Annotated in this window: 18 protein-coding genes; 17 read left to right on the top strand and 1 reads right to left on the bottom strand. The window is 59.0% G+C overall.

The window, feature by feature from the left end; all coding sequences use genetic code 11:
• The first annotated feature begins 35 nt into the window (after positions 1 to 35).
• The 4 genes from RYA97_RS14035 to RYA97_RS14050 all read left to right on the top strand — a co-directional run bounded on the left by RYA97_RS14035 (position 36) and on the right by RYA97_RS14050 (position 4,861).
• The gene (locus tag RYA97_RS14035; protein ID WP_002551430.1) at positions 36 to 917 is read left to right on the top strand and encodes a LysR family transcriptional regulator; all 882 of its coding nucleotides are present in this window, start codon (positions 36 to 38) and stop codon (positions 915 to 917) included.
• A gap of 103 nt (positions 918 to 1,020) precedes the next feature.
• Positions 1,021 to 1,857 (top strand): formate dehydrogenase accessory sulfurtransferase FdhD, encoded by an 837-nt coding sequence (gene fdhD / locus RYA97_RS14040; protein ID WP_054078385.1) that lies wholly within the window; start codon positions 1,021 to 1,023, stop codon positions 1,855 to 1,857.
• Entirely contained in the window at positions 1,854 to 4,190 is a 2,337-nt protein-coding gene (locus RYA97_RS14045; protein WP_005734100.1) for an FdhF/YdeP family oxidoreductase, read from the top strand. The genes fdhD and RYA97_RS14045 overlap by 4 nt, the downstream gene beginning before the upstream one ends.
• A 209-nt stretch (positions 4,191 to 4,399) precedes the next feature.
• The gene (locus RYA97_RS14050) at positions 4,400 to 4,861 is read left to right on the top strand and encodes a glycine zipper domain-containing protein (RefSeq protein ID WP_002551428.1); all 462 of its coding nucleotides are present in this window, start codon (positions 4,400 to 4,402) and stop codon (positions 4,859 to 4,861) included.
• Positions 4,862 to 4,919: 58 nt separating this feature from the next.
• On the opposite strand, the gene RYA97_RS14055 is transcribed toward RYA97_RS14050, so the two are convergent.
• Positions 4,920 to 6,848, bottom strand: a complete 1,929-nt coding sequence (locus tag RYA97_RS14055; RefSeq protein WP_117140087.1) for an ATP-dependent DNA helicase RecQ — start codon at positions 6,846 to 6,848, stop codon at positions 4,920 to 4,922.
• Positions 6,849 to 7,023: 175 nt separating this feature from the next.
• On the opposite strand from RYA97_RS14055, the gene RYA97_RS14060 reads away from it, so the two are divergent.
• The 13 genes from RYA97_RS14060 (at position 7,024) to RYA97_RS14120 (ending at position 24,631) form a co-directional block, all read left to right on the top strand.
• The gene (locus tag RYA97_RS14060) at positions 7,024 to 7,842 is read left to right on the top strand and encodes a hypothetical protein (protein ID WP_005781673.1); all 819 of its coding nucleotides are present in this window, start codon (positions 7,024 to 7,026) and stop codon (positions 7,840 to 7,842) included.
• A gap of 500 nt (positions 7,843 to 8,342) precedes the next feature.
• Positions 8,343 to 8,522: a hypothetical protein gene (locus RYA97_RS14065; protein WP_125856974.1), complete on the top strand. Its 180-nt coding sequence runs from the start codon at positions 8,343 to 8,345 to the stop codon at positions 8,520 to 8,522.
• A gap of 484 nt (positions 8,523 to 9,006) precedes the next feature.
• Positions 9,007 to 9,756: a hypothetical protein gene (locus RYA97_RS14070; protein ID WP_002551426.1), complete on the top strand. Its 750-nt coding sequence runs from the start codon at positions 9,007 to 9,009 to the stop codon at positions 9,754 to 9,756.
• 68 nt (positions 9,757 to 9,824) lie between these two features.
• Positions 9,825 to 10,358, top strand: coding sequence for a type VI secretion system contractile sheath small subunit (tssB, locus tag RYA97_RS14075; RefSeq protein WP_002551425.1), 534 nt, complete (start codon positions 9,825 to 9,827; stop codon positions 10,356 to 10,358).
• Positions 10,359 to 10,372: 14 nt separating this feature from the next.
• Complete coding sequence (tssC, locus tag RYA97_RS14080; RefSeq protein WP_003343625.1) at positions 10,373 to 11,875, top strand: type VI secretion system contractile sheath large subunit; 1,503 nt, start codon at positions 10,373 to 10,375, stop codon at positions 11,873 to 11,875.
• Between the two features lie 25 nt (positions 11,876 to 11,900).
• Positions 11,901 to 12,383, top strand: a complete 483-nt coding sequence (gene tssE, locus RYA97_RS14085; protein WP_003420335.1) for a type VI secretion system baseplate subunit TssE — start codon at positions 11,901 to 11,903, stop codon at positions 12,381 to 12,383.
• A complete protein-coding gene (gene tssF, locus RYA97_RS14090; RefSeq protein ID WP_005781675.1) occupies positions 12,383 to 14,215 on the top strand; it encodes a type VI secretion system baseplate subunit TssF in 1,833 nt (610 codons plus the stop codon). The genes tssE and tssF overlap by 1 nt, the downstream gene beginning before the upstream one ends.
• Positions 14,179 to 15,249 (top strand): type VI secretion system baseplate subunit TssG, encoded by a 1,071-nt coding sequence (tssG, locus tag RYA97_RS14095; protein ID WP_005781677.1) that lies wholly within the window; start codon positions 14,179 to 14,181, stop codon positions 15,247 to 15,249. Before tssF ends, tssG begins: the two co-directional genes overlap by 37 nt.
• Positions 15,246 to 17,849, top strand: coding sequence for a type VI secretion system ATPase TssH (gene tssH / locus RYA97_RS14100; RefSeq protein WP_005781678.1), 2,604 nt, complete (start codon positions 15,246 to 15,248; stop codon positions 17,847 to 17,849). Before tssG ends, tssH begins: the two co-directional genes overlap by 4 nt.
• Before the next feature lie 25 nt (positions 17,850 to 17,874).
• Positions 17,875 to 18,630: a type VI secretion system lipoprotein TssJ gene (gene tssJ, locus RYA97_RS14105; RefSeq protein WP_080725940.1), complete on the top strand. Its 756-nt coding sequence runs from the start codon at positions 17,875 to 17,877 to the stop codon at positions 18,628 to 18,630.
• Positions 18,627 to 19,970 carry a type VI secretion system baseplate subunit TssK gene (gene tssK / locus RYA97_RS14110; RefSeq protein ID WP_005781681.1) on the top strand — a complete coding sequence of 448 codons (1,344 nt, stop codon included), beginning with the start codon at positions 18,627 to 18,629 and terminating at the stop codon, positions 19,968 to 19,970. The genes tssJ and tssK overlap by 4 nt, the downstream gene beginning before the upstream one ends.
• Positions 19,967 to 20,680: a type IVB secretion system protein IcmH/DotU gene (gene icmH / locus RYA97_RS14115; RefSeq protein ID WP_002551418.1), complete on the top strand. Its 714-nt coding sequence runs from the start codon at positions 19,967 to 19,969 to the stop codon at positions 20,678 to 20,680. The genes tssK and icmH overlap by 4 nt, the downstream gene beginning before the upstream one ends.
• A gap of 30 nt (positions 20,681 to 20,710) precedes the next feature.
• Positions 20,711 to 24,631: a type VI secretion protein IcmF/TssM N-terminal domain-containing protein gene (locus tag RYA97_RS14120; RefSeq protein ID WP_005781682.1), complete on the top strand. Its 3,921-nt coding sequence runs from the start codon at positions 20,711 to 20,713 to the stop codon at positions 24,629 to 24,631.
• The last annotated feature ends 8 nt before the right edge of the window (positions 24,632 to 24,639 follow it).

Consider the following 24,639-nt stretch of genomic DNA (forward strand, 5'->3'; position numbering starts at 1 on the left):
AGAATCGGCTGTCTGGACGGCCCAGCGGAGTGAATATGGACATCAAGCAACTTAAGTTTCTGATCGCCCTCGATGAAACGAGGCACTTCGGCCATGCGGCTGCGCGTTGCAATATCACCCAGCCCACCTTGTCGATGCGTCTGCGCAATCTGGAAGAAGAGCTCGGTTTGCCCCTGGTCAATCGGGGCCAGCGTTTTGAAGGCTTCACTGCGCCAGGCGAACGCGTGTTGGCCTGGGCACGCACGGTACTGGCAGCCTACGACGGCCTGCAGGCTGAAGCGGCTGCCTGCCGGGGGCATTTGGTCGGCACACTGCGCTTGGGTGTAGTGCCGCTGTCGAGCTTCGATCCGCTGCCATTGCTGCACCGGCTGCACCAGATGCACCCCAACCTGCGCTTCGAGCTGTCGTCACTGAGTTCCGAGCAGGTGCTGGAACAACTGGCGAGCAATCGTATCGATCTTGGCGTTTCGTACCTGGAACGGCTGGACACCGAACGCTTCGACTCGCTGACCCTGGACGACACGCGCATGGGGCTGCTGTATGACCGTCGGCACTTTACCTTTGGTGACGAACCGTTGAGCTGGGCCGATCTGGTCGAATTGCCGCTGGGCACTCTGACCAGCGGCATGCATTTTCGCCAATCGATCGATCACAACTTCCACAGCCGTGGCCTTCAGCCCAATCCGTTGATCCAGACCGATGCCGTTCATCAGTTGCTGCAGGCCGTCCATGGCGGTTTTTGCTGCGCGATCATGCCGCTGGATGGCGGCCTGGAAACGCTCACCGAGCATTTGCGCCTGCACCCGATCGCCGACGCCCGTACGCTGGCCCGGCTGGGGTTGATCATGCGCCGCAGTGCACCGCGCTCGGCACTGGCTGAAGCCTGCTTTGCACTGGTAGCAGAAATGCCGCGCTAGAGCGTTGATCGACGTCATCTATCGGCACATCAGCACTAGCGATTAGACGATTTACCAGAACGGGCCTAGTCTTGCAGATGTCATTCTGCCGGTATTTCAGCCCATGCCTGTTACGCGCAAGGTCAGCTCGGCGTCCTTTGCTACGCCAGCCCCCGAAGCAAGCCAGTCTTACAGCTACTCGAACCTCGAGGGCACGGACTCTGCACGTAACGAACTTGCCGAAGAAGTGGCACTGGCGATTGCCTACAACGGCATCAGCCAGGCAGTCATGCTGGTCAGCCCCACCGATCTGGAAGACTTTATCGTCGGCTTCAGCCTGGGCAGCGGCATCATTGCCTCGCACGACGAAATCTACGACTTCAAAATCAGCGGTTGCGGCTCGGCGATGCAGGCCGAAGTCGAAATCGCCAGCCGTGCCTTCTGGGAACTCAAGCAACAGCGTCGGCAACTGGCAGGCACCAGCGGTTGCGGGCTCTGTGGCGTTGAAGCGGTAGAGCAGGCTCTGCCAGAACTGAACGTGTTGCACGGCGCACCCTTGCCGCCGATTGAGTGGCTGGAAGGCCTGCGTCAGCGCATCGGTGAGTTCCAGCCGCTTGGCCGCCATTGTGGCGCTGTGCATGCTGCGGTGTTCATGGACGGTAACGGCCAGCTGTTGCTGGGACGTGAAGACATTGGCCGCCACAACGCGCTGGACAAGCTGATCGGCGCATTGATCCGTCAGGACATCCCCTTGGCAGGCGGCGTCGCCATCGTGACCAGCCGCTGCAGCCTGGAACTGATTCAGAAAGTATTGCGCGCAGGCATCCAGACCCTGGTCAGCCTGTCGTCGCCCACCGGTCTGGCCCTGCAATGGGCCCGCCGCCACAACCTCAATTTAATTCACCTGCCGCAGCACAGTGCGCCGCGGGTCTATAGCCCTGCGATGGAGATTCAAGCGTGAGCACTCATCATCAAGCCGACAAGACACCTATCCCCCGCTACAAGCCATACAAAGGTGCGGCAGGCGGCTGGGGCGCACTGATCAGCGTGACGCAACACTGGCTGGGCAGTGACAACGCGCTGAAGAACCTGCGCATGATGCTCAAGACCAACCAGAATGGCGGGTTCGACTGCCCTGGCTGCGCGTGGGGCGATTCGCCGGAAAGCGGCATGGTCAAGTTCTGCGAGAACGGCGCCAAGGCGGTCAACTGGGAAGCCACCAAACGCCGTGTCGATCCGGCCTTCTTCGCCCGCTACAGCGTCAGTGCATTGCTGGAGCAGAGCGACTACTGGCTTGAGTATCAGGGCCGCCTGACCGAGCCTCTGGCCTACGATGCCGAAACCGACCGTTACAAGCCAATCAGCTGGGACAACGCATTCGCGCTGATCGCCAAGCACCTGAAGAACCTGCCCAGCCCGAACATGGCCGAGTTCTACACCTCGGGTCGCGCCAGCAACGAAGCGGCGTACCTGTATCAGTTGTTCGTGCGCGCCTATGGCACCAACAACTTCCCGGACTGCTCGAACATGTGCCACGAAGCCAGTGGTGTAGCGCTGTCGCAAAGCGTCGGCGTGGGCAAGGGCACCGTGACGTTCGAAGACTTCGAACACGCCGACGCCATCTTCGTCCTCGGCCAGAACCCCGGCACCAACCACCCGCGCATGCTGGAACCCCTGCGTGAAGCGGTACAACGCGGCGCGCAGGTGGTGTGCGTCAACCCGTTGAAAGAGCGTGGTCTGGAGCGTTTCCAGCACCCTCAGCACCCGGTCGAAATGCTCACCAACGGGGACCGTCCGACCAACACCGCCTACTTCCGCCCTGCCCTGGGCGGCGACATGGCGCTGTTGCGCGGCATGGCCAAGTTCCTGCTGCAATGGGAGCGTGATGCACAGCTGGCGAATGAGCCGTCGGTCTTTGATCACGCGTTCCTCAACGAACACACCGAAGGCGTGCTTGAATACCTGGCCGCCATCGATGACACGTCCTGGGACGAGATTGTCGAGCAGTCCGGCCTGCCGCTTACTGACATCGAACAGTCAGCACGCATGTACGCCAAGGGCAAGAACGTCATCATGTGCTGGGCAATGGGTATCACCCAGCACCGCCATTCGGTTGCGACCATTCAGGAAATCGCCAACCTGATGCTGTTGCGCGGCAACATTGGCCGTCCAGGCGCAGGCCTGTGCCCGGTGCGCGGTCACAGTAACGTGCAGGGTGACCGCACCATGGGCATCAACGAGCGCCCACCGGTGTTCCTGCTCGATGCTCTGGAAAAACGCTTCCAGTTCAAAGTGCCCCGCGAAAATGGCCACAACGTGGTCGAAGCCATTCACGCCATGGCCGAAGGTCGCGCCAAGGTGTTCATCGCGCTGGGCGGCAACTTCGCCCAGGCAACACCGGACAGCCATCGCACTGCAGAAGCCCTCAGCAACTGCGACCTGACCGTACAGATCAGCACTAAACTGAACCGCAGCCACCTGTTCCACGGCAAGGACGCGCTGATCCTGCCGTGCTTCGGCCGTACCGACATCGACATCCAGGCCAACGGCCCACAAGCCGTGACCGTGGAAGATTCGTTCAGCATGGTCCACGCGTCCAACGGACAGTTGAAGCCGTCGTCGAAGCAGATGCGTTCCGAGCCTGCGATCATCGCCGGTATCGCCAACGCAACACTGGGCAAGGCACCTGTGGACTGGTTGTGGCTGGTCGAAGACTACGACCGCATTCGCGACCTGATCGCCGACACCATCCCCGGTTTCAAGGACTTCAACGAGCGCGTTAAACACCCCGGTGGTTTCTACCTGGGCAACGCCGCCGGTGCCCGCCGCTGGAACACAGCCTCGACGCGCGCCAACTTCAAATCCAACGCGTTGCCGCTGAGCCTGATCCATGAAGACATCAGCTCGACCGGGCAGATTCCCGACCTGATCATGCAATCGATGCGCTCGCACGATCAGTACAACACCACTATCTATGGCCTGGACGACCGTTATCGCGGTGTCAAAGGCCAGCGTGATGTGCTGTTCGTCAACGAAGCCGACATCATTCGTCTGGGCTTTCAGCCGGGTCAGAAAGCTGACGTGATCTCAATCTGGAGCGACAACCGCGAGCGCCGCGTCAAAGGCTTCACCCTGCTGGCGTTCGACATTCCGGCCGGTCAGGCTGCGGCCTACTACCCAGAGGTCAACCCGCTGGTACCGCTGGAAAGCGTTGGCGATGGCAGCAGCACGCCGACGTCGAAGTTCGTGGCCATTCGTCTCGAGCGATCGGCAGAGTCGGCCCGCATCATCTGACGTTCATAAAAGACGCCCACAAAAAAGGCCCGTTTCGCTGGAAACGGGCCTTTCACAAGTAACCTCAGACTCTCTTTTCCGACTTAAGTTCCTTAGCCAAAACAATAACTTAGCAGTTTGTGTGGCAATCGTGTTACTCGTCGGAATTGCATTGCTACATTCTTCACTTGACACCAAGATCGCGCCGTCATCCCTATGAGATTCCATACATGAAGTATTCCTCGATACTGTTGTTGTCTCTTGCCTTGATCAGCGGTGCAGCCTCTGCAGGCAACCTCGAATCAGGCGCAGGCGGAGCATTGGGTGGGGTACTCGGCTCGGTCGTCGGTCAACAGCTCGGCGGCAGCACCGGTTCAGCGATTGGCGCTGGCCTGGGTGGCGCAGCCGGCGGTGCGGTCGGTGCAGACCGTCGCAACCGTACAGAAGCAGCCATTGGCGGCGGTCTGGGCGCAGCAGGCGGTAACGTTGTAGGCCGCAGCGTTGGCGGCAGCACCGGCAGCCTGATCGGCTCGGCGGTAGGCGGCGGCGGTGGTGCCGCACTCGGCAACTACATGGGCAACGAAAGCCGCAGCGATGATCGTCGTTATCGCGGTGGCCGTGATGATCGCCGCTACTATCGCGATCATGACCGTCGTCCGAAGCACCACGGCCATCGTCGTCATCGCGACTGATACAGCCGTTATTTACTGATGAATCAAAACCGGCCGCTCTTGAGCGGCCGGTTTTGTTTTAAAGCATCGCCTGCACCCATGCCCTCACCTGCGCATACGGATAATCCTCCAGCAAGGCAAAACCGCTGGTGGCGCGAGCCTTGAGTTTGGTGAACAAAGGCACGCTGATGCCGCACAGAAAGCGCGTCAGGCATTCGGCGCTGGGCGGCTGACCAGTGAAGTCCTGGTGCTTGTGGATAAAATCACCGCACACCTGCTGAAAGTCCCGGTTATCCAGAGGTTCCAGCGCAGGTGGCTGTGGAAGATGGGCGATCTGGCCGTGGCAGACCGAGCAATGGCCGCATTGCTCGGGCGCGTTGTAATCGCCGAAGTAGCGTGCCAACCGATGAGTCAGGCACTGATCACTGGAGAACACCTCAAGCATTGCATGAATGCGCGCAACTTCAGTGGCCTCGTGGTGGGCGAAATAATCGTGCAGCTCGACGCTCAGCGCCTGCGGGTCAAAGTTACTGCGCAACACGCTGTAGACCTCGGTCATCTGCTTACTTTCCAGCTCGATCCAGCCCTTTTCCTGAAGGTAATCCAGCGCCTTGACCACCCGCCCACGCTCGGCACCGTATTGCTGGTACATCGCGTCGAAGTTGACCGTGGCCCAGGTACGCGCCCGGCTGGACGTATCGATCAACGCCTGAACGAATTCGCGCCGCTCACCCTCGAAACGCGCCATCAGGTCGTGCGGTTGAAGCAGAAACTTGAAGCGGTACTCGGCGAAGTAAGCGTAACGCGGTGCGATGATTCCGCGCAGTTCCAGCTGCACCAGCAGGGTCTTCAACGGTAGCTGACGGATATTGCTGAGATCAGCCAGCGGCCCGAGCAGAAACTCCCACTGCCCGTCATGGCGTGCATCGAGCAAATCCTCCAGCACACGGGCAATCCCCTCGCGCTCCGGCGTGTCGCCATACACAAAATTTTCCAGCACATTGAGGCTGTCGCGGTTGGCCAGCACCAGACAATCCGAGGCACCACCATCGCGCCCTGCCCGGCCGATTTCCTGGCTGTAGTTCTCGATGGATTTGGGCAGGTCGAAATGCACCACATTACGGATGTCGCTTTTGTCGATACCCATTCCGAACGCAATGGTCGCCACGATGCAGTTCAGGCTGCCGCCCATGAAACGCTTCTGAATCGACTCGCGCTGATCATTAGGCAGCCCGGCATGGTAAGCACTGGCAGGCAGACCATTCTGTTCAAGGTGCACCGCGACATGCTCGGCGGTCTTTTGCAGCGTCACGTATACGATTGTCGGTTGCCCGCGCCGCTCATTGAGCCACTCGACCAGCAGCCGCCTTTTGTCACGCCCGCTGACCGGCTTGACCCACAGGTGCAGGTTGGCGCGGTAGAAGCCGGTGGTGATGACATCCTCGGGGGCAATGGCGAATTTGTCCTGCATGTCCGTAATGACCTGCGGTGTCGCGGTCGCGGTCAGCAGCAGTGCCTGAGGGATGTTGAATTCGCGCTGGTAGTCCGGCAGCTTCAGATAATCAGGCCGGAAGTTATGCCCCCACTCCGAAATACAGTGCGCCTCGTCGACCACCAGCAATGAAATCGGCACCTGGGCGATGAAGTTGCGGAAACGTTCGTTCTTCAGGCGCTCGACCGAGATCATCAGGATCTTCAGCTCTCCGGAACGCGCGCGAGCCATGACGTCGGCGACATCATCGCGGCTTTGCGCCGAATCAATGCTTGCTGCGGCAATGCCGTGGCGGTGCAAAAAGGCAAGCTGATCCTGGATCAGCGCCAGCAACGGCGAAACCACCAGCGTCAGATTGGGCAGCAGTAGCGCAGGCAATTGGTAACATAGCGACTTGCCTGAGCCCGTCGGGAAAATTGCCGCAGCCGAGCGTCCGGCCAGCACGGCGCTGATCGCTGCCTCCTGGCCTGGCCGGAACTGCGTGTAACCAAAAACCTGCTCAAGACGCTGGTGCATTCGCGGTTCATCCATCAGTCAAACAAAACGGTCCCAACCTTAGCGCGACAGGCCAAATGCATACACCACCAAAGCGTTACAGAAACACGGCGCGTGGCCGATAACGTTGAGATTTCATGCCTACTGCGTCAGCAGGCGCGGCGCTCACCTTCATACCGCTTGATCTGGAGCAGGAATGGATTCCACACAGCAACCCGAAGACGACGGGATCATCCGCATTCAGCGCCTTGTGCCGGGCCAGGTCGATGTCGTTCTGGGCGCGCATCCAAGCCGTAAACTTAGCGCTCGACCGGGCAAGTCGCTGCCCTACTGGCTATGGCTGGCAGGCCTTATCGTTGCGGGTTGCCTGGCCGGGCTGGTCGTGTCTCATGGGCGAAGCCCAAAGGTGGCACTGGCACCTGTCGAGCGACCTGCACCTGAACCAGAGACCACCGTGATCGACAGCGAACCGACAATGGTGGCAAGCCCCGCACCCGCGCCGTCGATCCATGCGCCTAACCTGTTACCTGTCGCCGCAACCCGGGAACAGCCAGCCGCCGTGCAGCCGCTCGATAACTGCATGAAAAGCGGCAATGTCATCGATGAGAGCGTATTGAACTGTCGCTTTGGCCAGGTTCCTCGACCCGCTCAGGCAGAACCGGCGAAAGGCATGGTGTCCGCAGACTACATGGCTGACTTCAAAGCCAACGCTGCTCGCAACCCTGCTCGCTCGGCCCGGCCCTACAGCGTTGCGACGGCCTCCATCCGTGAATGGGACGGCAGAAACCGCTATCGGGCGCAGTGGCGGGTTTACGGCAACAGCATCGACGGCGACAGCGTCTGCGAAAACTTCGCCATTCGCTCATTCGAACGGCGCGAGTGTCGCAAGGCTGCGCAGGTCAACTTCAAGGAGGAATGCCGGGAGTGGACCAAACGTGCTGCCCGAAATCGCGACGAGGACAGTAAAAATGCCGAGCAGCGTTATTGTGAAGTGGCGGCGACTTTCTCGCCTTAGCAACACATTGAACCCCTCTGGAGCAACTGTTTCGCCGCTAAAGCCGGTTTTTTGATGCGTACGTTCACGGCCATCCACATACAAAACCTTACACATGTATAGCCAAAGGCTTACACGCAATAGGGAAGGTTGGCTATTTTTCACCTGCTATCAGCGCCGTAAGATTGGATCCAACAACTGGCGAACAAGGAGTTCGCCAGGATCAGGGACGATCGACCATCGCCGGGAAGGCAGCCGACAGGGAGTTGGAATGGTCTTGGTACAAACCCGCTTCGGCGGGTTTTTTATTGCCTGCGATTTTTGCTGTCGGCGAACCTGCAGATGCAAAATCTTTCCTGACGCCAGAATTCCTGCCCCTCACCCCGCTGTTCGAGCATGAACACGTGAGGTATAGCGAAAGGCTTACACGCGGCGGGGGAATTTGGCTATTTCCGAACCTGCACGCGGCGCATAAGATTGGATCCATCAAGTGGTGAACAGGGAGTTCACCAGGATCAAGGATGATCGACCATCGCCTGGGAGGCGTCCGACAGGAAGTCGGGATGGTCTTGGAAAAACCCGCTTCGGCGGGTTTTTTATTTGCTGCAAGAAAATCCGGGGACGTTTATCAGCAAGCACCTTCCTCCTTGCGCTCGGCAAGAATCGGTGTGCGTTTCACTCACTCTCCTGTTGCCACCTGAACCACTCGTGGTGCCATCATCCCTCATCCGAGAAATATCCGCTCACAAGACGGCATCGTGATTTTATCGTCTTGAAGACGCAAACAGCGGGCAAATAAGTTCATCTTTTTAAGCTTAATTGCGTTCGAAATCGGATCCAGATAACGCTCCAAAGCCCTTATAAATCAAGGCTTACGGCTATATTACTGCTGCAATATTAACCAGTAGTGGCTCATAGCAATCATTGCTTACTGTAACAAAACCGAGAAAATATCCACCGTCTGTAGGAACTTTCCTACTGAAAATAGTGCCATAGACCACACTGCTGGCTAGACGACATCTATATGCCAGCACCAAATCCTTCCTCATAGTGGCGGTGCGTTTTGCTTTACGCACATGGCAAAACCACTTCATGAGCAGGTGTGCAGTCGAGAAATTCGCAACTCTTCCCCGTCCCCGGTCTGATCCGGGAAGCGGTCGTGAAGGGTTCAAGGACGATGTACCGATGACTCAGACGTTCGATATAGAAGCATTGATCAAGCTGCGCAAGCAGACGCGCGCTATTTCCGACGCGCTCAAGGTGCAGGCGTCCGACTACCTGTCGACCCTCGCGTTGCTGATACGCCCGCAGACATTCTTCGGTGAATACCTGCAGGGCGCGCAACGCAGCAGCGGTCGAGAAACTCAGCACCATTTCAAGGAGCTCAAGGAGCTCTATGACCGCATTGCATCGGCAGAGCCGTTCAAGCTGGTCAATGAACTGGAAGTGCCGCTCAACCTGATCAGTACGACGCCCGAGCTGTTCCCGCTCGAATACGACATGGTGCTGTCACAAAGCGGGCAGACCATACGCATCACCAGCCCGGTGCGCTGGGTGGTGGGCTTCAACTCCTTCGATCTGGCGCAGTTTCGCAAGGTCATCAAGGACCCGAATCGCAGTAGCGCCGAGCTGTATCGCTACGTTGTGCATTATCTGGTCCTGTTCTATTGCCTGAGCAAGTCACCGGGCATGAGCCGCCTGTTCGAAGGGTTGCGCTTCCCGGTCAGTTTCGAGCGCTTGAAAGACTTCGGCGATCTGCCGTTCTGCGTGATCAGTTCACCGGTGCGCTCCGAGCTGCCGGACGAGTCGGTCATTCGCAACAGCACGCAGATCGCAGGCAATACAAGCTTCGAAGAGTTGGTCGGGCACGAAAACATTCTGGAAATGAACGATGAAATCCGTCAGCGCCTTTTGCTGACGATTGAAGGACTCTAATCGCGCCCGGCCTGTCCAGGCCCGGTACGCAAACGACTTGCAGCGAGTTGCTCGCACAGGAGATGACGATGGCGAAGAAGGAAAGTACCCAGCACAAACTTGACCGCGTTCGCGCGCCTCGGGTCCATATCACTTACGACGTTGATATCGGCGACGCTCAGGAAAAGAAAGAGCTGCCATTCGTTGTAGGCGTTCTCGGCGATTTCTCCGGCAACCCCCTGGAGCCGCTGCCCAAGCTCAAGGATCGCAAGTTCATCTTCATCGATCGCGACAACTTCAACGGCGTCCTTAAAGGCATCAAGCCGCGCCTGGCGTATCGCGTCGACAACACCCTGGCCAAGAACGGTACTCAGCTTGGCGTCGAATTGAACTTCAATGCCCTGGAAGACTTCGAGCCGCAGAACGTCGTGCGTCAGGTCGAGCCGCTGCGCAAGCTGCTGGAAGTGCGCAACAAGCTGGCTGACCTGCGTAACAAGATGGGTGGCAACGACAAGCTTGAAGAACTGCTGATGGACGTGTTGCAGAACACTGAAAAGCTGAAAACCCTGGGCAAGGAGTTCGGCCGTGAAGCCGCCGTTCCTGCCACCGACAGCAAAGAGTAAGGAGGAGCCTGACGATGACCGATAAGCAACCCGTGACTCAGCAGGACAGCGCTCTGGTTGAAGTTGAAAACTTCGCCCCGCAATCTTCCCTGCTCGACAGCATCATTTCCGAAAGCCGCGTTGCACGCTCCGAAACCGAGCGCACCCGTACCCGCGATCTGATCGGCGAACTGGTGGCCCAGGTACTTGAAGGCGAAATGACGCCAAGCAAGGACCTGATTGCCGTGCTCGACGCGCGCATCGCCGAGATCGATTCGATGCTCTCCGAGCAGATGAACGAAATCATGCACGCCCGTGAATTCCAGCAACTGGAAGCGTCCTGGCGCGGCCTGAAATATCAGGTTGACCAGACCGAGACCAGCACCACGCTGAAGATTCACCTGCTCAATGCGTCGAAAAAAGACCTCGTGCGTGACCTCAAGGCCTCGTCCGAATTCGACCAGAGCGCACTGTTCAAGAAGATCTACGAAGAAGAGTACGGCACCTTCGGTGGTGCACCGTTCGGTATGTTGCTGGGGGACTACGAGTTCAACCGCAGCCCGGAAGACATGTACCTGCTCGAGGAGATCTCCCACGTTGCAGCCGCCGCCCACGCGCCGTTCATTTCCGCGGCATCGGCTGAGCTGTTTGGTTGGGACTCGTTCACCGACATGGCCGGCCCTCGCGACCTGGCGAAAATCTTCGATACCGTCGAATACGCCAAATGGAAGTCGTTCCGCGCCTCTGAAGACTCCCGCTATGTCGGCCTGACCCTGCCGCACGTGCTGGGTCGCCTGCCATATGGCCCGGATACCACGCCAGTCGAAGAATTCAACTTTGTCGAAAGCGTCGACGGCCGTGACCACAACAAATACTTGTGGATGAACGCTGCCTACGCACTGGGCACCCGTGTGACCGATGCGTTCTCCCGCTACGGCTGGTGTGTGGCGATCCGCGGTGTGGAAGGCGGTGGTCTGGTCGAAGGCCTGCCGACCCACACCTTCAAGACCGATGACGGCGAAATCGCGCTGAAATGCCCGACTGAAATTGCCATCACCGACCGTCGCGAAAAAGAGCTGTCGGACCTGGGGTTCATTCCTTTGGTGCACTGCAAAGGCACCGACTACGCCGCATTCTTCGGCACTCAGTCGACCCAGAAGCAGAAGCAGTACAACACCGACATTGCCAACGCCAACGCGCGTCTTTCGGCGCAACTGCAATACATCTTCGCGACCTCGCGTATCGCTCACTACATGAAAGCGATCATGCGCGACAAGATCGGCAGTTTCGCATCGCGCAAGGATGTCGAGTTGTTCCTCAACAAGTGGCTGTCCAGCTACGTGTTGCTGGATGACACCGCCAGTCAGGAAGCCAAGGCCAAGTTCCCGTTGCGCGAAGCGCGTGCCGAAGTGTTTGAAGTGCCTGGCAAGCCTGGCGTCTACAAGGCCGTGACCTACCTGCGTCCGCATTACCAACTGGATGAACTGACCGCATCGTTGCGTCTGGTCGCCGAATTGCCGCAATCGACTCGCGGCTGATCCATCACTTAGCCAGGGAGGCAACATGAGTAGTCAACACAAGCTGTTGCCTTCATTGCTGGATCGGTTGCTCGACGATCGTCCGCATCAGTCCGTGGAATCGTCATCGCAACGGTTGAGTTCGCTGGCCGATTACAAGGCCAGCATCGTTCGTGACCTGGAGATTCTGGTGAACACTCGCCAGTCTCTGGTCGCTAACGAGCTGGAGGGTTTCGCCAATCTGAGCGGCACCATCCTCGATTACGGTATGCCCGACTTCACCAGTAGAAGCGTGCTCGACCCACAGGACCGTCTTTTGATTCAGCGCCAGCTGGAGAAGGCAATTTCTGTCGGTGACCGACGTTTCCGCAGCGTGAAAGTCCAGTTGCTTGCACAACAGACCGGCCAGCGCATGCTGACTTTTCGTGTGGACGCAGTACTGCGTCTGCAGGACATTTCGCGTCAGGTTTCTTTTGACGCCGTGCTGCAGGTCAACACTCAGGAATACAAAGTGCAGAACCTCAACTGATGCTCGACGATCTGCTGCCCTATTACGAGAAGGAACTCTCGCACCTGCGCTTTCTGGGCCAGGAATTTGCCGCTCAATATCCGAAGATCGCTTCGCGATTACTGATTGAGGGCGACAACTGCGAAGACCCGCACACCGAGCGCCTTATCGAGGCGTTCTCGTTCCTGTCGGCGCGCGTACACAAGAAACTCGACGATGAGTTTCCTGAAATCGTCGAGTCGTTTCTGGAGGTGCTGTACCCGCACTACCTGCGCCCTACCCCTTCGATGTCCATCGTCGAGTTCAACATGGGCAAGCAGGAAAAGGTCACCGAATCCTATCGCGTAGCCCGGCACACCGAGCTGCATGCCACACCGATAGACGGAATAGTGTGCAAGTTTCGTACGTGCTACCCGGTCGAACTGTGGCCAGTGGCAGTGCAAAGTGCTTCGTTCATTGAAATGGAGCGTTCGGCGTTCAACGGCCACAGTGCAGACCTGATTGCGCGCTTGCGCATCGGCCTGGGTGCGACCTCCGACGTCCTGTTCGGCAAGATGGAACTGGACCGACTGCGCTTTTTCCTTGATGGCGAAAGCACGCTGATGCATCAACTGTATGAGCTGCTGTTCAACAACCTGGCCAAAGCGACCCTGTCGTTCGAAGACGAAGGGCGCATTCGTGAAGTGGTGCTGCCCGCCGACGCCCTGAAGTCTGTCGGTTATGGTCTGGATGAAGGGCTGGTGGATTACTCGGAACGTTCGTTTCTGGGTTACCGCTTGCTGCACGAATACTTCACCTTCCCTGACAAGTTCATGTTCTTCGACCTGTCAGGCTTTGCCCGTATTCTGGCTGGCAAAGAGATCGCCAAAGTGGAAATCAATTTCTACTTTTCCGACTACGACCTGACGGATCGTCTGGCACGCCTGACCCAGAACATCGGCCGTAACAATTTCAAGCTCAACTGCACGCCTATCATCAACCTGTTCCGCCAGCAGGCCGAGCCGATCAAGCTGACCCACGTCCAGCATGAATACGCGGTAACACCGGATGTGCGCCTGCAAAGCTCTGCCGAAGTGGTCTCTATCGATCGCGTGCGGCGGGTGAAGAAGATCAATGGCAACGATCAGGTCGGCACCTGCCATCCGTTCTTTGAACCACGCGGCGATCAAGGCCCCGGTCAGAGTTTCTGGATAGCCCGGCGACGTCCGACGCAGAGCCGACAAAGCGATGGCTCGAACATGTTCATCCGCGTCGTGGATCGGGATCTGGAATTGATTGATTCCAACAACGACACACTCAGTATCCGCCTGACGTGCAGCAACCGCGATTTACCACTGATGCTGCCTTTTGGCGGCGAGCGCGGGGACTTCAACATTCCCTCCAATTCGGTGATCAAGGATATCCGCTGCCTGCGCAAACCGACGGCGACGGTGCGCGTGCCGCTGGGCAACGGCGTGATCTGGCGGCTCATCTCGCACCTGTCGCTGAACCACATGTCGCTGGTTTCGAAGGGTCGCGAAGTGCTGTTGGAACTGCTGTCGCTTTACAACTACCGCAACGTGTCGGCGATTCGCAAACAGATCAACGGGATCGTTTCGTTGAGCAGCGAGCCGGTCGTGGCACGCATCGGCCATCCGCGGCCCAACTTTGTGCGCGGCGTCGGCATTACGCTGAAGTTCGATGAAAGCCAGTACACCGGCAGCGGCGTGTTCCTGTTCGGCATGGTCCTTGACCACTTCTTTGGTCAGTACTGCTCGATGAACAGCTTTACCCAATTAACCCTTCGCACCGTGCAGCGCGAAAAGAGAGTGGTCCAATGGCCCCCGCGAACAGGCGATCAACCCCTGGTCTGATTGACCAGGCAAGGGCTGAGCCGCACCGATTCGAATTTTTTCAGTTGGTGCGTTTGCTTCGCCTGCATTACAGCAGGAATGGGCGCATGGACCTGGAAACCAGGCCGCATGAGGACCCTCTGCGCTTTCGTTCGCAGCTGTCGCTGAACTTTCCGGCCAGTGAGGTCAGCGACCTGCAGTTCGAACGCGAAGGCAAGCTCTCGGCGGCCGGTTTGCCGCTGTCCGAGGTGCAGGTCACGTTCATGGGCCTGGTCGGCCCATCAGGCGTGCTGCCGCGCCCGTACACCGAGCTGCTCATCGATAGGCATATTCAGTATCGAGACGACGCTGCGCATGCGTTTCTGGATATTTTTTCGCATCGCATGACCACGCTGTTTTACGAGGCCTGGCAGAAGTACAAGTTTTACATCGAGTACGAGCGTAACGGCACGTCGAACTTTGATCGTTATTTGCTCAACCTGGTGGGTTTCGGCCCCGAAGCGTTGAAGCAAAAGTTCGACAAGGGCGAGTCGCCATTGCGCCGCGAACTGTTTAGCTACTTCTCGGGGATGTTCGCCCAGAAGCCGCGCAACGCCCTGAACCTTGAAGTCATGCTGAGTTTTTATTTCTCGCTGCCGTTCAAGATCCAGCAGTTCGCCGGGCGCTGGCTGAAGCTCGACAGCAGCCAGTGCACGCAGTTGGGCCGCAAGAACGCCGTGCTAGGGCAGAGCGCCGTGGCTGGCAATCGCGTCTGGGATTACCAGTCGTGCGTACGTATCGAACTGGGGCCTCTGGAACTGGCTGACTACCAGCGCTTTCAGCCGGGCACCGAGGATTACCAGAAGCTTGTTGAGCTGGTGCGTTTTTACATCGGCGCCGAACTGGACTTCCAGATTGCGCCGAAGCTCAAGCGCGAAGCTGTACCCGTGGCCCGCCTGGGCCGCCAAGGCAATGTATCGCTGGGCTGGCTTGGCTGGCTCAAACGCCCCGGTGTCGACGTGGAGCCCTCCCGTTGCGCTGTTTTCCATATTCCTTTTGATGGGGTCTCCCTGTGAACCTGAAGTCCCTGTTCGCCAAGCTGAACGAAACAAGCCGCACTGCCACTGAAAGCGCTGCTGCGCTGTGCCTGTCGGAGAACCACTACGACGTTGAAGTCGAGCACTTGCTGCTGCAATTGCTCGACAACAACGATAACGACCTGCCGGTGATCCTGCGCCACTACGACGTAGTGCCTGATCGCCTGCAAGCACAGCTGGTCACCGCGCTGGGGACGTTCAAGAAAGGCAACACACGGACGCCTGCGCTCTCGCCGCACATCACGCGCATGATTGAGCAGGCCTGGGTACTGGCGTCGATCGAATTCGGTCAGTCGCAGATCCGCACCGGCCACCTGATTCAGGCCTTGCTGGATGACGATGCCCTGCGCCGCGTGGTCATCGGTTCGGCGCCGGAACTGGAGAAAATCAACGCTGACGACCTGCGCCTGAACATGAGCGCGCTGGTCGAAGGCAGCCCGGAGACCAAACTGAGCAAGCCTCTGGCCAACGCCGACGCAAGCACGGGCGCAACCACCAAGGGCAACGGCAAGACCCCTGCCCTGGACCAGTACACAGTCAACCTGACCCAGAGCGCCCGCGATGGTCGTATCGATCCAGTACTGGGACGCGAATTCGAAGTGCGGCAGATGGTCGACATCCTGACCCGCCGCCGTCAGAACAACCCGATCCTGACCGGTGAAGCGGGTGTGGGTAAAACAGCCGTGGTGGAAGGTCTGGCGCTGCGCATCGTACAGGGCGACGTGCCTTCGGTGCTCAAGGGCGTCGCCATTCACACCCTGGATCTGGGCCTGTTGCAGGCCGGTGCAGGGGTCAAAGGCGAGTTCGAAAACCGCCTCAAGTCGGTCATCGAAGAAACCAAGCGCAGCCTGCACCCGATCATTCTGTTCATCGACGAAGCCCACACGCTGATCGGCTCGGGTGGCCAGGCCGGGCAGAACGACGCAGCGAACCTGCTCAAGCCTGCCTTGGCGCGTGGCGAGCTGCGCACCATCGCCGCCACCACATGGGCAGAATACAAAAAGTATTTCGAAAAAGACGCCGCATTGGCTCGTCGTTTCCAGGTCGTGAAAGTCGAAGAGCCTGGCGAAGACAAGGCCATCCACATGCTTCGTGGGCTGCTGGCGAAGATGCAGGAGCATCACAAGGTCACCGTGATGGACGAAGCGCTGGTGCAGGCCGTACGCCTTTCCAATCGCTACATCACCGGCCGCCAACTGCCGGACAAAGCCGTCAGCGTGCTCGACACCGCTTGCGCACGCGTCGCGCTGGGCCAATCGGCACAGCCAGGCGCGCTGGAAGACTGCAAGCGCCACATCGACAACCTGAATGCAGAAATCACCGTGCTGGAGCAGGAAACCGCCAAGGGCAGCGACCACGCTCGCCGTTTGACGGCCCTGCACGAGGAGCTGAAAGCCGAACAGGAGACCCGCGAGTCGCTGGAGCAACAGTGGAAGCGCGAGCTGGAACTGGTCGAAAAGCTTGGCGCACTCAGCGTTCCGGAAAGCGGCGAGCCTGATGCCGGGCAGATTGCCGCCGTACGCGCCGAACTGGCCAGCGTGCAAGGCGAGCAACCGCTAGTCCACGCACTGGTCGATGGCGGCACGATTGGCGAAGTGATTTCCGGCTGGACCGGCATTCCGCTGGGCAAGATGCTGCGCGACGAAATCGACACCGTGCAAAGCCTGCCCGCGCTGCTGGGCGAACGCGTGCTAGGTCAGGACCACGCACTCGAAGAGATCGGTAAGCGCATCAAGATTTCCCGTGCCCGCATGGAAGACCCGAACAAGCCGATCGGTGTGTTCCTGCTGCTGGGCCCGAGCGGTGTCGGCAAGACCGAAACGGCACTGGCCCTGGCTGACACGCTGTATGGCGGCGAACGTAACGTCATCACCATCAACATGTCCGAATACCAGGAAGCCCACACGGTCTCCAGCCTCAAAGGCTCTCCGCCGGGCTACGTCGGTTATGGCGAAGGTGGCGTGCTGACCGAAGCCGTGCGCCGCAAGCCTTACAGCGTGGTACTGCTCGACGAGGTGGAGAAAGCCCACCCGGACGTGCTCGAGCTGTTTTTCCAGGTCTTCGACAAAGGCGTGCTGGACGATGGCGAAGGTCGCGAGATCAACTTCCGCAATACCGTGATCATTCTCACCTCCAACACCGGTACCGATCGCATCATGCAGTGGTGCCTGAACACCGAGCAGAAGCCGACCCCCGATGACATCGTGGAAGGCCTGCGCGATGAGCTGAATCAGGTGTTCAAACCGGCGTTCCTCGGTCGCTTGACCATCGTGCCGTACTACCCGGTTCAAGACGCGATTCTGGAACGCATTGTCGGCCTGAAACTGGAGCGCATCCGCAAGCGTTTCGAGCGCAATCACCAGGCGGTGCTGCGTTACGACGAAGCGCTGATCAAGGCCATCGCTTCGCGTTGCACGGAAGTCGACAGCGGCGCACGCAACATCGACAACATCCTGTCCAAAACCCTCATGCCGGAACTCGCCCAGCGAGTGCTGGAGCGGATGGCACAGGACAAGCCGATTCAGAGCCTGACCATCGATCTGGGCAGCGATGGCGACTTCGCTTACACACTGACCTGATCGATCACCCCATAGGTAAGACGTGATGAATAAAAGACTTCAAGGCAATTGTTCCTCGAAGCCAGCCTTGGCAAGGTGCCTGGCTGTTCTGGCAATGATGCTGGCTCTGTCCGCCTGTGGCGTGACGGACCGTGTCGCCAAGCGCATGGATGACACTTGGGCTGGCGACATGATGTTTGGTGACAACGAAAAGGTCATCCTGACGACTGACGGCGGTAATCAGCTCAACCCTGACGAGTACGGCAAACCGCTCTCGGTGGTGGTGCGCGTTTATCAACTGTCCTCTCTGGAGCGCTTCGAGTCGATCAACGCCGACACCCTCTGGGATGATCCGCAAAAGGCTCTGGGCAACACACTGGTCGAAAGCAGAGAGCTGATTCTGTTGCCTGGCATAGGCGAGACCGATCAATGGCCGCTGAACCCGAATGCCTCGTATGTGGGCATCGCGGCGTTCTTCCGCACCGACGTCGACAGCCGCTGGAAGGTCGCGTTCGACGCCAACACGCTGCGCAAGGACGGTATCTGGTTCTCGTCCGACGGTGTGCGCGTTCTGGTGGACAACAACTACATCCTCGCCGTTCGTGGCGTGGATGTGCTGAACAGGCTCAAGACTGAAGAGCAGTTCACTAAATCCAATTCGATGCCCGAACAACCCGCCGGCAAAGGTATTACCGAGCGTGTGCAGGACGCCGCTGTCCAGCAGGTTCAGGACTCGGCCAGCAGTGCTGCGAAAAAGGCAGCGGACTCACAATTCAATTCTCTGTTGGAAGGCGCCAAATGAGTAAACAAAGCCGCGTGATGTGGTCGGAAGGCATGTTCCTTTTGCCACAACATTTCCAATATCAGGATGAGTTTCACCAGCATCAGCTTGCTGAGTCGACACTGCGTTCCACGCCTTTCCATTGGGGCGTGCAAACGCTGGAAGTCGACGTCGAGGCATTGGCCACAGGCTCGTTGCAACTGAAGCGCCTGAAGCTGGTGTTCCCTGACGGCAGCCTTTACGACGCGCCGCAGCACGACCCGCTGCCCGCCGCCCGCGACCTGAAAAATCTGATCAAGGGTGGAGAAATCAAGGTCTATGCGGCGCTCAAGCTACCCGAGCCCTTTGGCCTGAACTACGTTGAAGATGGCCAGGAACAGAAGAGCGCCCGGCGCTTTCGCAAACAGTTCGACACCCTGCCTGACCTCAACGAAGGCGATCTGGAAAACGAGATCACCAGCCTGCGTCTGAACGTCGTGATGCTGGTCGATGGCGACACTCTGGATGGCTACAGTTATTGCCCGATTGCCCGACTGGCACGCAATAGCATCGGCGGCTTCAACCTTGACGCGCATTTTGTGCACCCTACGTTGCACGTGGGCACCCACGAGACGCTGGTTGGTCTTGGCAGACGCCTGATCAGCGTGCTGCAAGCCAAGAGCAAGGCACTTTCAGGCCGCCGCCGCGAGCGTGCCGACCAGATCGCCGAGTTCGGTTCCAGCGACGTTACGTTGTTCTGGCTGCTGAATACGGTCAACCGCGCCTACCCGCAGTTGGCCCATCTGCTGGCGCACCCACGCCTGCACCCGGAGCGCCTGTATCTGTTTCTCGCGGAACTGGCGGGCGGTTTGCTGACGTTCTCGCTGGACACCCAGCTCACTGACATCCCCGATTACGATCATCAGGACCCGGCGGCCTCGCTGGTGAAGCTCGACGAACTGGTTCGTCTGCTGCTTGAGAACGTGATTCCGAACCAGTGCATCGTCATCAATCTGAGCCAGGTCCGGCCTTCGTACTGGCAGGGCCAATTGCTCGACCCACGCCTTACCGAAGCGGATTTCTATATTTCAGTGCATGCCGACATGCCCGGCTCCAGCCTGCTGGAACTGGTGCCGCGTGCGTTCAAGGTCGGCTCGCCGGAAGACATCGAGGTGGTCGTCAACAGCGCCATGCCGGGCGTCACCCTGAACCACTCGACACGCCTGCCAAACGCCATTCCGGTGCGCCTGGACAACCATTACTTCTCCATCGAGCCACATGGCCGGGTGTACGAACGCATGATGGAAGCCCAGGCCATTTCCTTCTACGCGCCCAGCGCGTTTACCAATCTCAAGCTTGAACTGTTGGCGGTGCTTAAATGACTGAAGCCGTGATGCAAGGTGCCGCTGCGGCCGCAACCGAAAAACCTACGCTCAAAGACCTGGTACGTGACTTCATCACCATGGCGCTGATTGTCCGTCGCGGCCGCCAGGCGATCTCGGTCACCGCGTTCGAAGCCAGCGTCGATACTTTCTTCGCCAACCTGGAGCGTCAGGCGCGCAGCGCCAATTACAGCGTCGAACAGGTAAAAGACGCGCAGTACGCACTGTGCGCATTCCTTGATGAGAGCGTGCTGCGTTCGGGCGACAACGATATGCGTCGCCACTTCGAAATGGAGCCGCTGCAGTTCCGTTATTTCGGCGTCCACCTGGCGGGCGAAGGCTTCTTCGAGAAAATCGAACTGCTGCGCGCCGACGTGAAAAAGAACCTGGATGTGCTTGAGGTGTATCACCTGTGCCTGGCGCTGGGTTTCGAAGGCAAGTTCGGCCTCGGCCAGAAAGACCAATTGCGCTATCTGGCCAACACGCTGGGCCAGGACATCGCACGCTACCGCAAGACGCCAAAGGCGCTGTCGCCTGACTGGGCACTGCCTGACCAGGTGTCGCAGATGCTTCGCCATGAAGTTCCGGTATGGCTTTACCTGGTGCTCATCGCCCTCGTGTGCCTGGGTGTCTATCTGACGCTTGACTGGTTGCTGGGCAAAGACGTGGCCGCGTTGGCCGAACAAATCAGCCAACTGTTCAATGCTTGAGTCCCGATCAGGTAACCGAGTCAGGAAGACATGAAGACATTACTGCGCCTGTTAAAAAGTTTCTGGTTCCTGGTACCGATACTGTGGCTGATCAGCCTGGCTGTCTGCTGGTTTTTCGCCCCCAGGATCAGTTGGCTGCAAGGCTATACGCTCGAAGCGATGGCCATCATCAGCGCCTTCTATCTGCTGTTGATCGTACTGCGCCAATACCGACGGATTCGTACCGAACACAACCTCGAAAATCTGGTTCAGATCGAAGTTGACCGCTCGCTGAAGTCCACCGGTGAGTTCCGTGATCAGCAAGTGCTGCGCGACCGCCTCAAGCATGCCATTGCCATGCTGCGCACCGATCGCTCGGCAGGCGGTGGCGGCTCATCGGCGCTCTACGATCTGCCCTGGTATCTGGTCATCGGCATGTCGGCGGCAGGCAAGACCTCCTTGCTGACCCGCTCCGGCCTGTCGGCCAGCATTGCCAGTAGCGCCAATGACACGGAAAGCGGCACCCAGCATTGCGACTGGTACTTCAGCCCTGAAGCCGTGATGATCGACACCGCGGGTCGCTACCTGCGTGACGATCAGTCTGCCAGCGAATTCGCTGCGTTCCTGCGTATGCTCAAAAAGCAGCGCAGCAAGGCCGCCGTCAATGGTCTGGTGCTGGTGGTCAGCCTGCCAGAGCTATTGGCCGCCTCTGCCGCCGAGCGCAACGAGATGGGTGCGCGCCTGGTCACGCGCATCGAGGAATATACCGATTGCCTGGACGCCAACCCGCCTATTTATCTGATGCTGACCAAGACCGACCAACTGCCCGGCTTCAACCAGGCTTTCGACGGTATGGACCTGCATGAGCGCCAGCAGCCGCTGGGCATGACGTTCGGTCTGACAGAGATCACCACAGAAAGCCTGCGTTCGGTGCTCGATCGCAAACTGGCGAACCTGCAAGCGCATGTCAGTCGCCACGTCGACGCACAGATGATCGCGCTGGGTGCCGACGCCAACAGCGCCCTGCTCAACTTCCCCAACTACTTTGCCGAGCTGTCGGCGATACTCGAACAGTTCCTGCAGCATTTCGCACGCAGTAACGTCAACGGTACCCAGTTGTTGCTGCGCGGCCTGTATTTCACCAGTGCCCTGCAAACCGACAAGCAGCTGACACCGGTGTATGAAGACGAGCTTTCAGAGTCGTTCGTCTTGCGGCCAGCGACCGCACCCGATGCGCTGGAAGAGGACGAACAACGGAAAATCAGTGATCGCAGTTACTTCATCACCGATACCTTCCGCCGCGTCATTTTCCCTGACCGTGACCTGACCCTGTACCAGTCACGTCATGGCCGCGACAAATCACTGGGGCCGATTGTCATCGCTCTGGCGCTGTTCGCCGGGCTGGCCTTCATCGGCTGGCAGGCCCTGTCGTTCCAGAAAAACCGCGAGTGGCTGGCCGCGATCAGCCAACAGTTGACCGAACTGGAACAGTCCCCGGACCGTGCCCAGCGCCTCGCCTCCGGCCAAGGCCTGGAATTGCTGCGCAACCAGCTGGCTGCCATCGAGAAATACCGCACCAAGGGCGTGCCTCTTCAGCTCAGTGGCGGCCTGTACCGTGGCGACGATATCTACTTCGCCACCCAGACTGCCTACCTGCAGCAACTGCGTACCCAAGCGCTGGAACCGATCACGCTGAAACTGCAATTGCAGATGCGTGAATTCAACGAGTTCGCCAAAACCATGGACCCGCAATATGGCTTCGGGGCTACACCCGCAGGGTCGGAAACCAAAACGGGCAAGGTACGCGCTCAAGGTCAGAAACTGCTGGACCGCGGCGCGCGCAACGTCGCTGCGGGCCGTCCGACCAGCCTGAGCAGCATCCCGCGCAGCACCGGTGAGGTTGCCAATCGACTGACCGGCGCAGCAAGAGGCACAGCCAGCCAGACGCGCAGCGAAGCGATTGCCGCGCTACGCAACCCGGCCACTGCCAACGATGCTGCCGAGCTTTCAGCCACAACAGGCGGCTTGTCGTTGTCGGAAGAGATGCTCGGGCGACTCGATGAACGGCAAGTGGCGTCCATCATCGAGTCATACAACGCCCTCAAGCTCTATCTGATACTGACTCAGCCGACCACGCATCCGGAAACCGAGTTCGTCAACGCAGCGTTGCCGGTGGCCTGGGCGGGCATTTCCAGCGAGACCAATCCGATCAGCGACGACGTCATCGAGGACAACTCGCCGGTCTACGTACAGCTGCTCAAGAATGGTGACGCGCCGGCCATGCCACGCAATGAGCAACTGATCGACGAGACCCGCAAGAGCCTGAAGTTTTTCATGATCTCCAGCTCGCTGGTGGACCGTGAATACCTGCGCCTGCAACTGGAATCCAGCCGTCAGTTCCCGGCAATCGGCCTGAATGATCTGGTACCTATGCCGGGTCGCCAGTTGCTCTACGGTTCGGAGGCTGTACCTGCGATTTTCACCCGTCAGGGCTGGGAAGAGTTCGTGAAACCCGAGCTGATCAAGCTGGTGTCCGGCAACCTGCGTAACGAGTCGGACTGGGTTCTGGATGGCGAAGGCGGCGACAGCGTGGTGCAGAAAGCCAACTTCGTTCGTGAATTCATGGCCCGTTACAAGCGCGACTACACGCAGGTCTGGTACACCATGATCGACAGCGTCGGTGTGCGCCGCTTCAGCGACATGGCCAACGCCACGCAGCAGTTGTCATTGCTCAGCGACGTACGCAATTCGCCGGTCAAACTGCTGCTGTCTGCCGTCAACGACAACACGCAATGGGACGTGCCTGCGCCTCGCGAAGCGCAACAGACCGGAGTCAAACGCGACGATGGCTTCTGGGGCAAGGTCAGCGGTATCTTCGACAACAAGGAAGCTGCGGCCAGCGTACTGATCTCGCCATTGCCTGCCGTGGATGACGGCAGTCTGGCCAAACGCTTCGAACCTGTATCAAGGGTTTTCGCAGCGCAGAATGCCGAAGGCGCTGACAGCACCATCATGGATCGCTACCTGGCAGCGCTGCGTAAACTCAAAGTGCGGATGAACAACATCCAGCGCTCGCAGGATGTCGGCAAGAGCAGCAAGCAGTTGATCAGCGAAACCCTTGAAGGGCAGCCGAGCGAAGTCACCAACGTGCGTAACTACGTTGAAACCACGGTCGATACCAGTCAGGGCGGGCTTTCCACCTCGCTGCAAAGCCTGTTCAGCCTGCCGATCCAGTTCGCCTGGGAAACGCTGCGCGATCCGGCCGGCGAACAGATCGCCAAAGCCTGGGCCAAACAGGTCGCCAAACCTTGGGAACAGGTCATGGCGCATCGTTACCCGATTGCTGCGGACAGCCGCAACGAGGCATCGGTGAAAGACCTGCAACGCTTCGTCGACCCGGAATCCGGCCTGCTACCGAACTTCAAGCGCAACGAAATCGGCAACCTGTCCGATGGCGAAGGCCTGGGTATGGGCAGCGGGTCCAAGGCTGCGCCGCTGGTCAATCCGAAAATGGTCAGCAACATTGACAAGGCCAGTTCGCTGGGCGAGGTCATCGCCAGCCTCTCGGATCGCGACAATGGTTTCGAGATCATGCTGGAGCCGTCGGCCTACTTCACTGACATCATCTTCACGCTGGATGGCCAGGAGCAGCATTACCGCAACGGCAAAACCAGCTGGAGCCGCTTCTCATGGCCGGGTACCACGACAGCACCGGGCGCACGCCTGGATGTGGTCACGCTGACCGGCGAGCGCATCACCGTGTTCGACTACACCGGGCGCTGGGGCCTGCTGCGCATGAACGACAGCGCACGGGTCGCCGACCTGGACGGCATTCAGCAGCGTTTCAGCTGGAACACGGCCAAGGGGCCGGTCAGTCTGGTGGTGCGCAACTATGGTGGCGTGAAGCTGACCGACCTGGCGAACGTCAAGGCGCTGAGCGCGCTTAACGCAACAGATGGGCGGACCAAGTGAGGATGCAC

Origin of the sequence: Pseudomonas syringae group sp. 26L6, assembly GCF_032587815.1 — a bacterium.
GTDB lineage: Bacteria > Pseudomonadota > Gammaproteobacteria > Pseudomonadales > Pseudomonadaceae > Aquipseudomonas > Aquipseudomonas amygdali.

Bases quoted from the DNA above. Each gene is read 5' to 3' on its own strand.
- RYA97_RS14065 (WP_125856974.1), top strand. From the start codon at position 8,343: ATGATCGACCATCGCCTGGGAGGCGTCCGACAGGAAGTCGGGATGGTC.
- RYA97_RS14050 (WP_002551428.1), top strand. From the start codon at position 4,400: ATGAAGTATTCCTCGATACTGTTGTTGTCTCTTGCCTTGATCAGCGGT.
- RYA97_RS14055 (WP_117140087.1), bottom strand. From the start codon at position 6,848: ATGCACCAGCGTCTTGAGCAGGTTTTTGGTTACACGCAGTTCCGGCCA.
- tssB (WP_002551425.1), top strand. From the start codon at position 9,825: ATGGCGAAGAAGGAAAGTACCCAGCACAAACTTGACCGCGTTCGCGCG.
- tssG (WP_005781677.1), top strand. From the start codon at position 14,179: ATGGCCCCCGCGAACAGGCGATCAACCCCTGGTCTGATTGACCAGGCA.
- icmH (WP_002551418.1), top strand. From the start codon at position 19,967: ATGACTGAAGCCGTGATGCAAGGTGCCGCTGCGGCCGCAACCGAAAAA.
- fdhD (WP_054078385.1), top strand. From the start codon at position 1,021: ATGCCTGTTACGCGCAAGGTCAGCTCGGCGTCCTTTGCTACGCCAGCC.
- RYA97_RS14035 (WP_002551430.1), top strand. From the start codon at position 36: ATGGACATCAAGCAACTTAAGTTTCTGATCGCCCTCGATGAAACGAGG.
- tssF (WP_005781675.1), top strand. From the start codon at position 12,383: ATGCTCGACGATCTGCTGCCCTATTACGAGAAGGAACTCTCGCACCTG.
- RYA97_RS14070 (WP_002551426.1), top strand. From the start codon at position 9,007: ATGACTCAGACGTTCGATATAGAAGCATTGATCAAGCTGCGCAAGCAG.
- tssK (WP_005781681.1), top strand. From the start codon at position 18,627: ATGAGTAAACAAAGCCGCGTGATGTGGTCGGAAGGCATGTTCCTTTTG.
- tssJ (WP_080725940.1), top strand. From the start codon at position 17,875: ATGAATAAAAGACTTCAAGGCAATTGTTCCTCGAAGCCAGCCTTGGCA.
- tssE (WP_003420335.1), top strand. From the start codon at position 11,901: ATGAGTAGTCAACACAAGCTGTTGCCTTCATTGCTGGATCGGTTGCTC.
- RYA97_RS14120 (WP_005781682.1), top strand. From the start codon at position 20,711: ATGAAGACATTACTGCGCCTGTTAAAAAGTTTCTGGTTCCTGGTACCG.
- tssC (WP_003343625.1), top strand. From the start codon at position 10,373: ATGACCGATAAGCAACCCGTGACTCAGCAGGACAGCGCTCTGGTTGAA.
- RYA97_RS14060 (WP_005781673.1), top strand. From the start codon at position 7,024: ATGGATTCCACACAGCAACCCGAAGACGACGGGATCATCCGCATTCAG.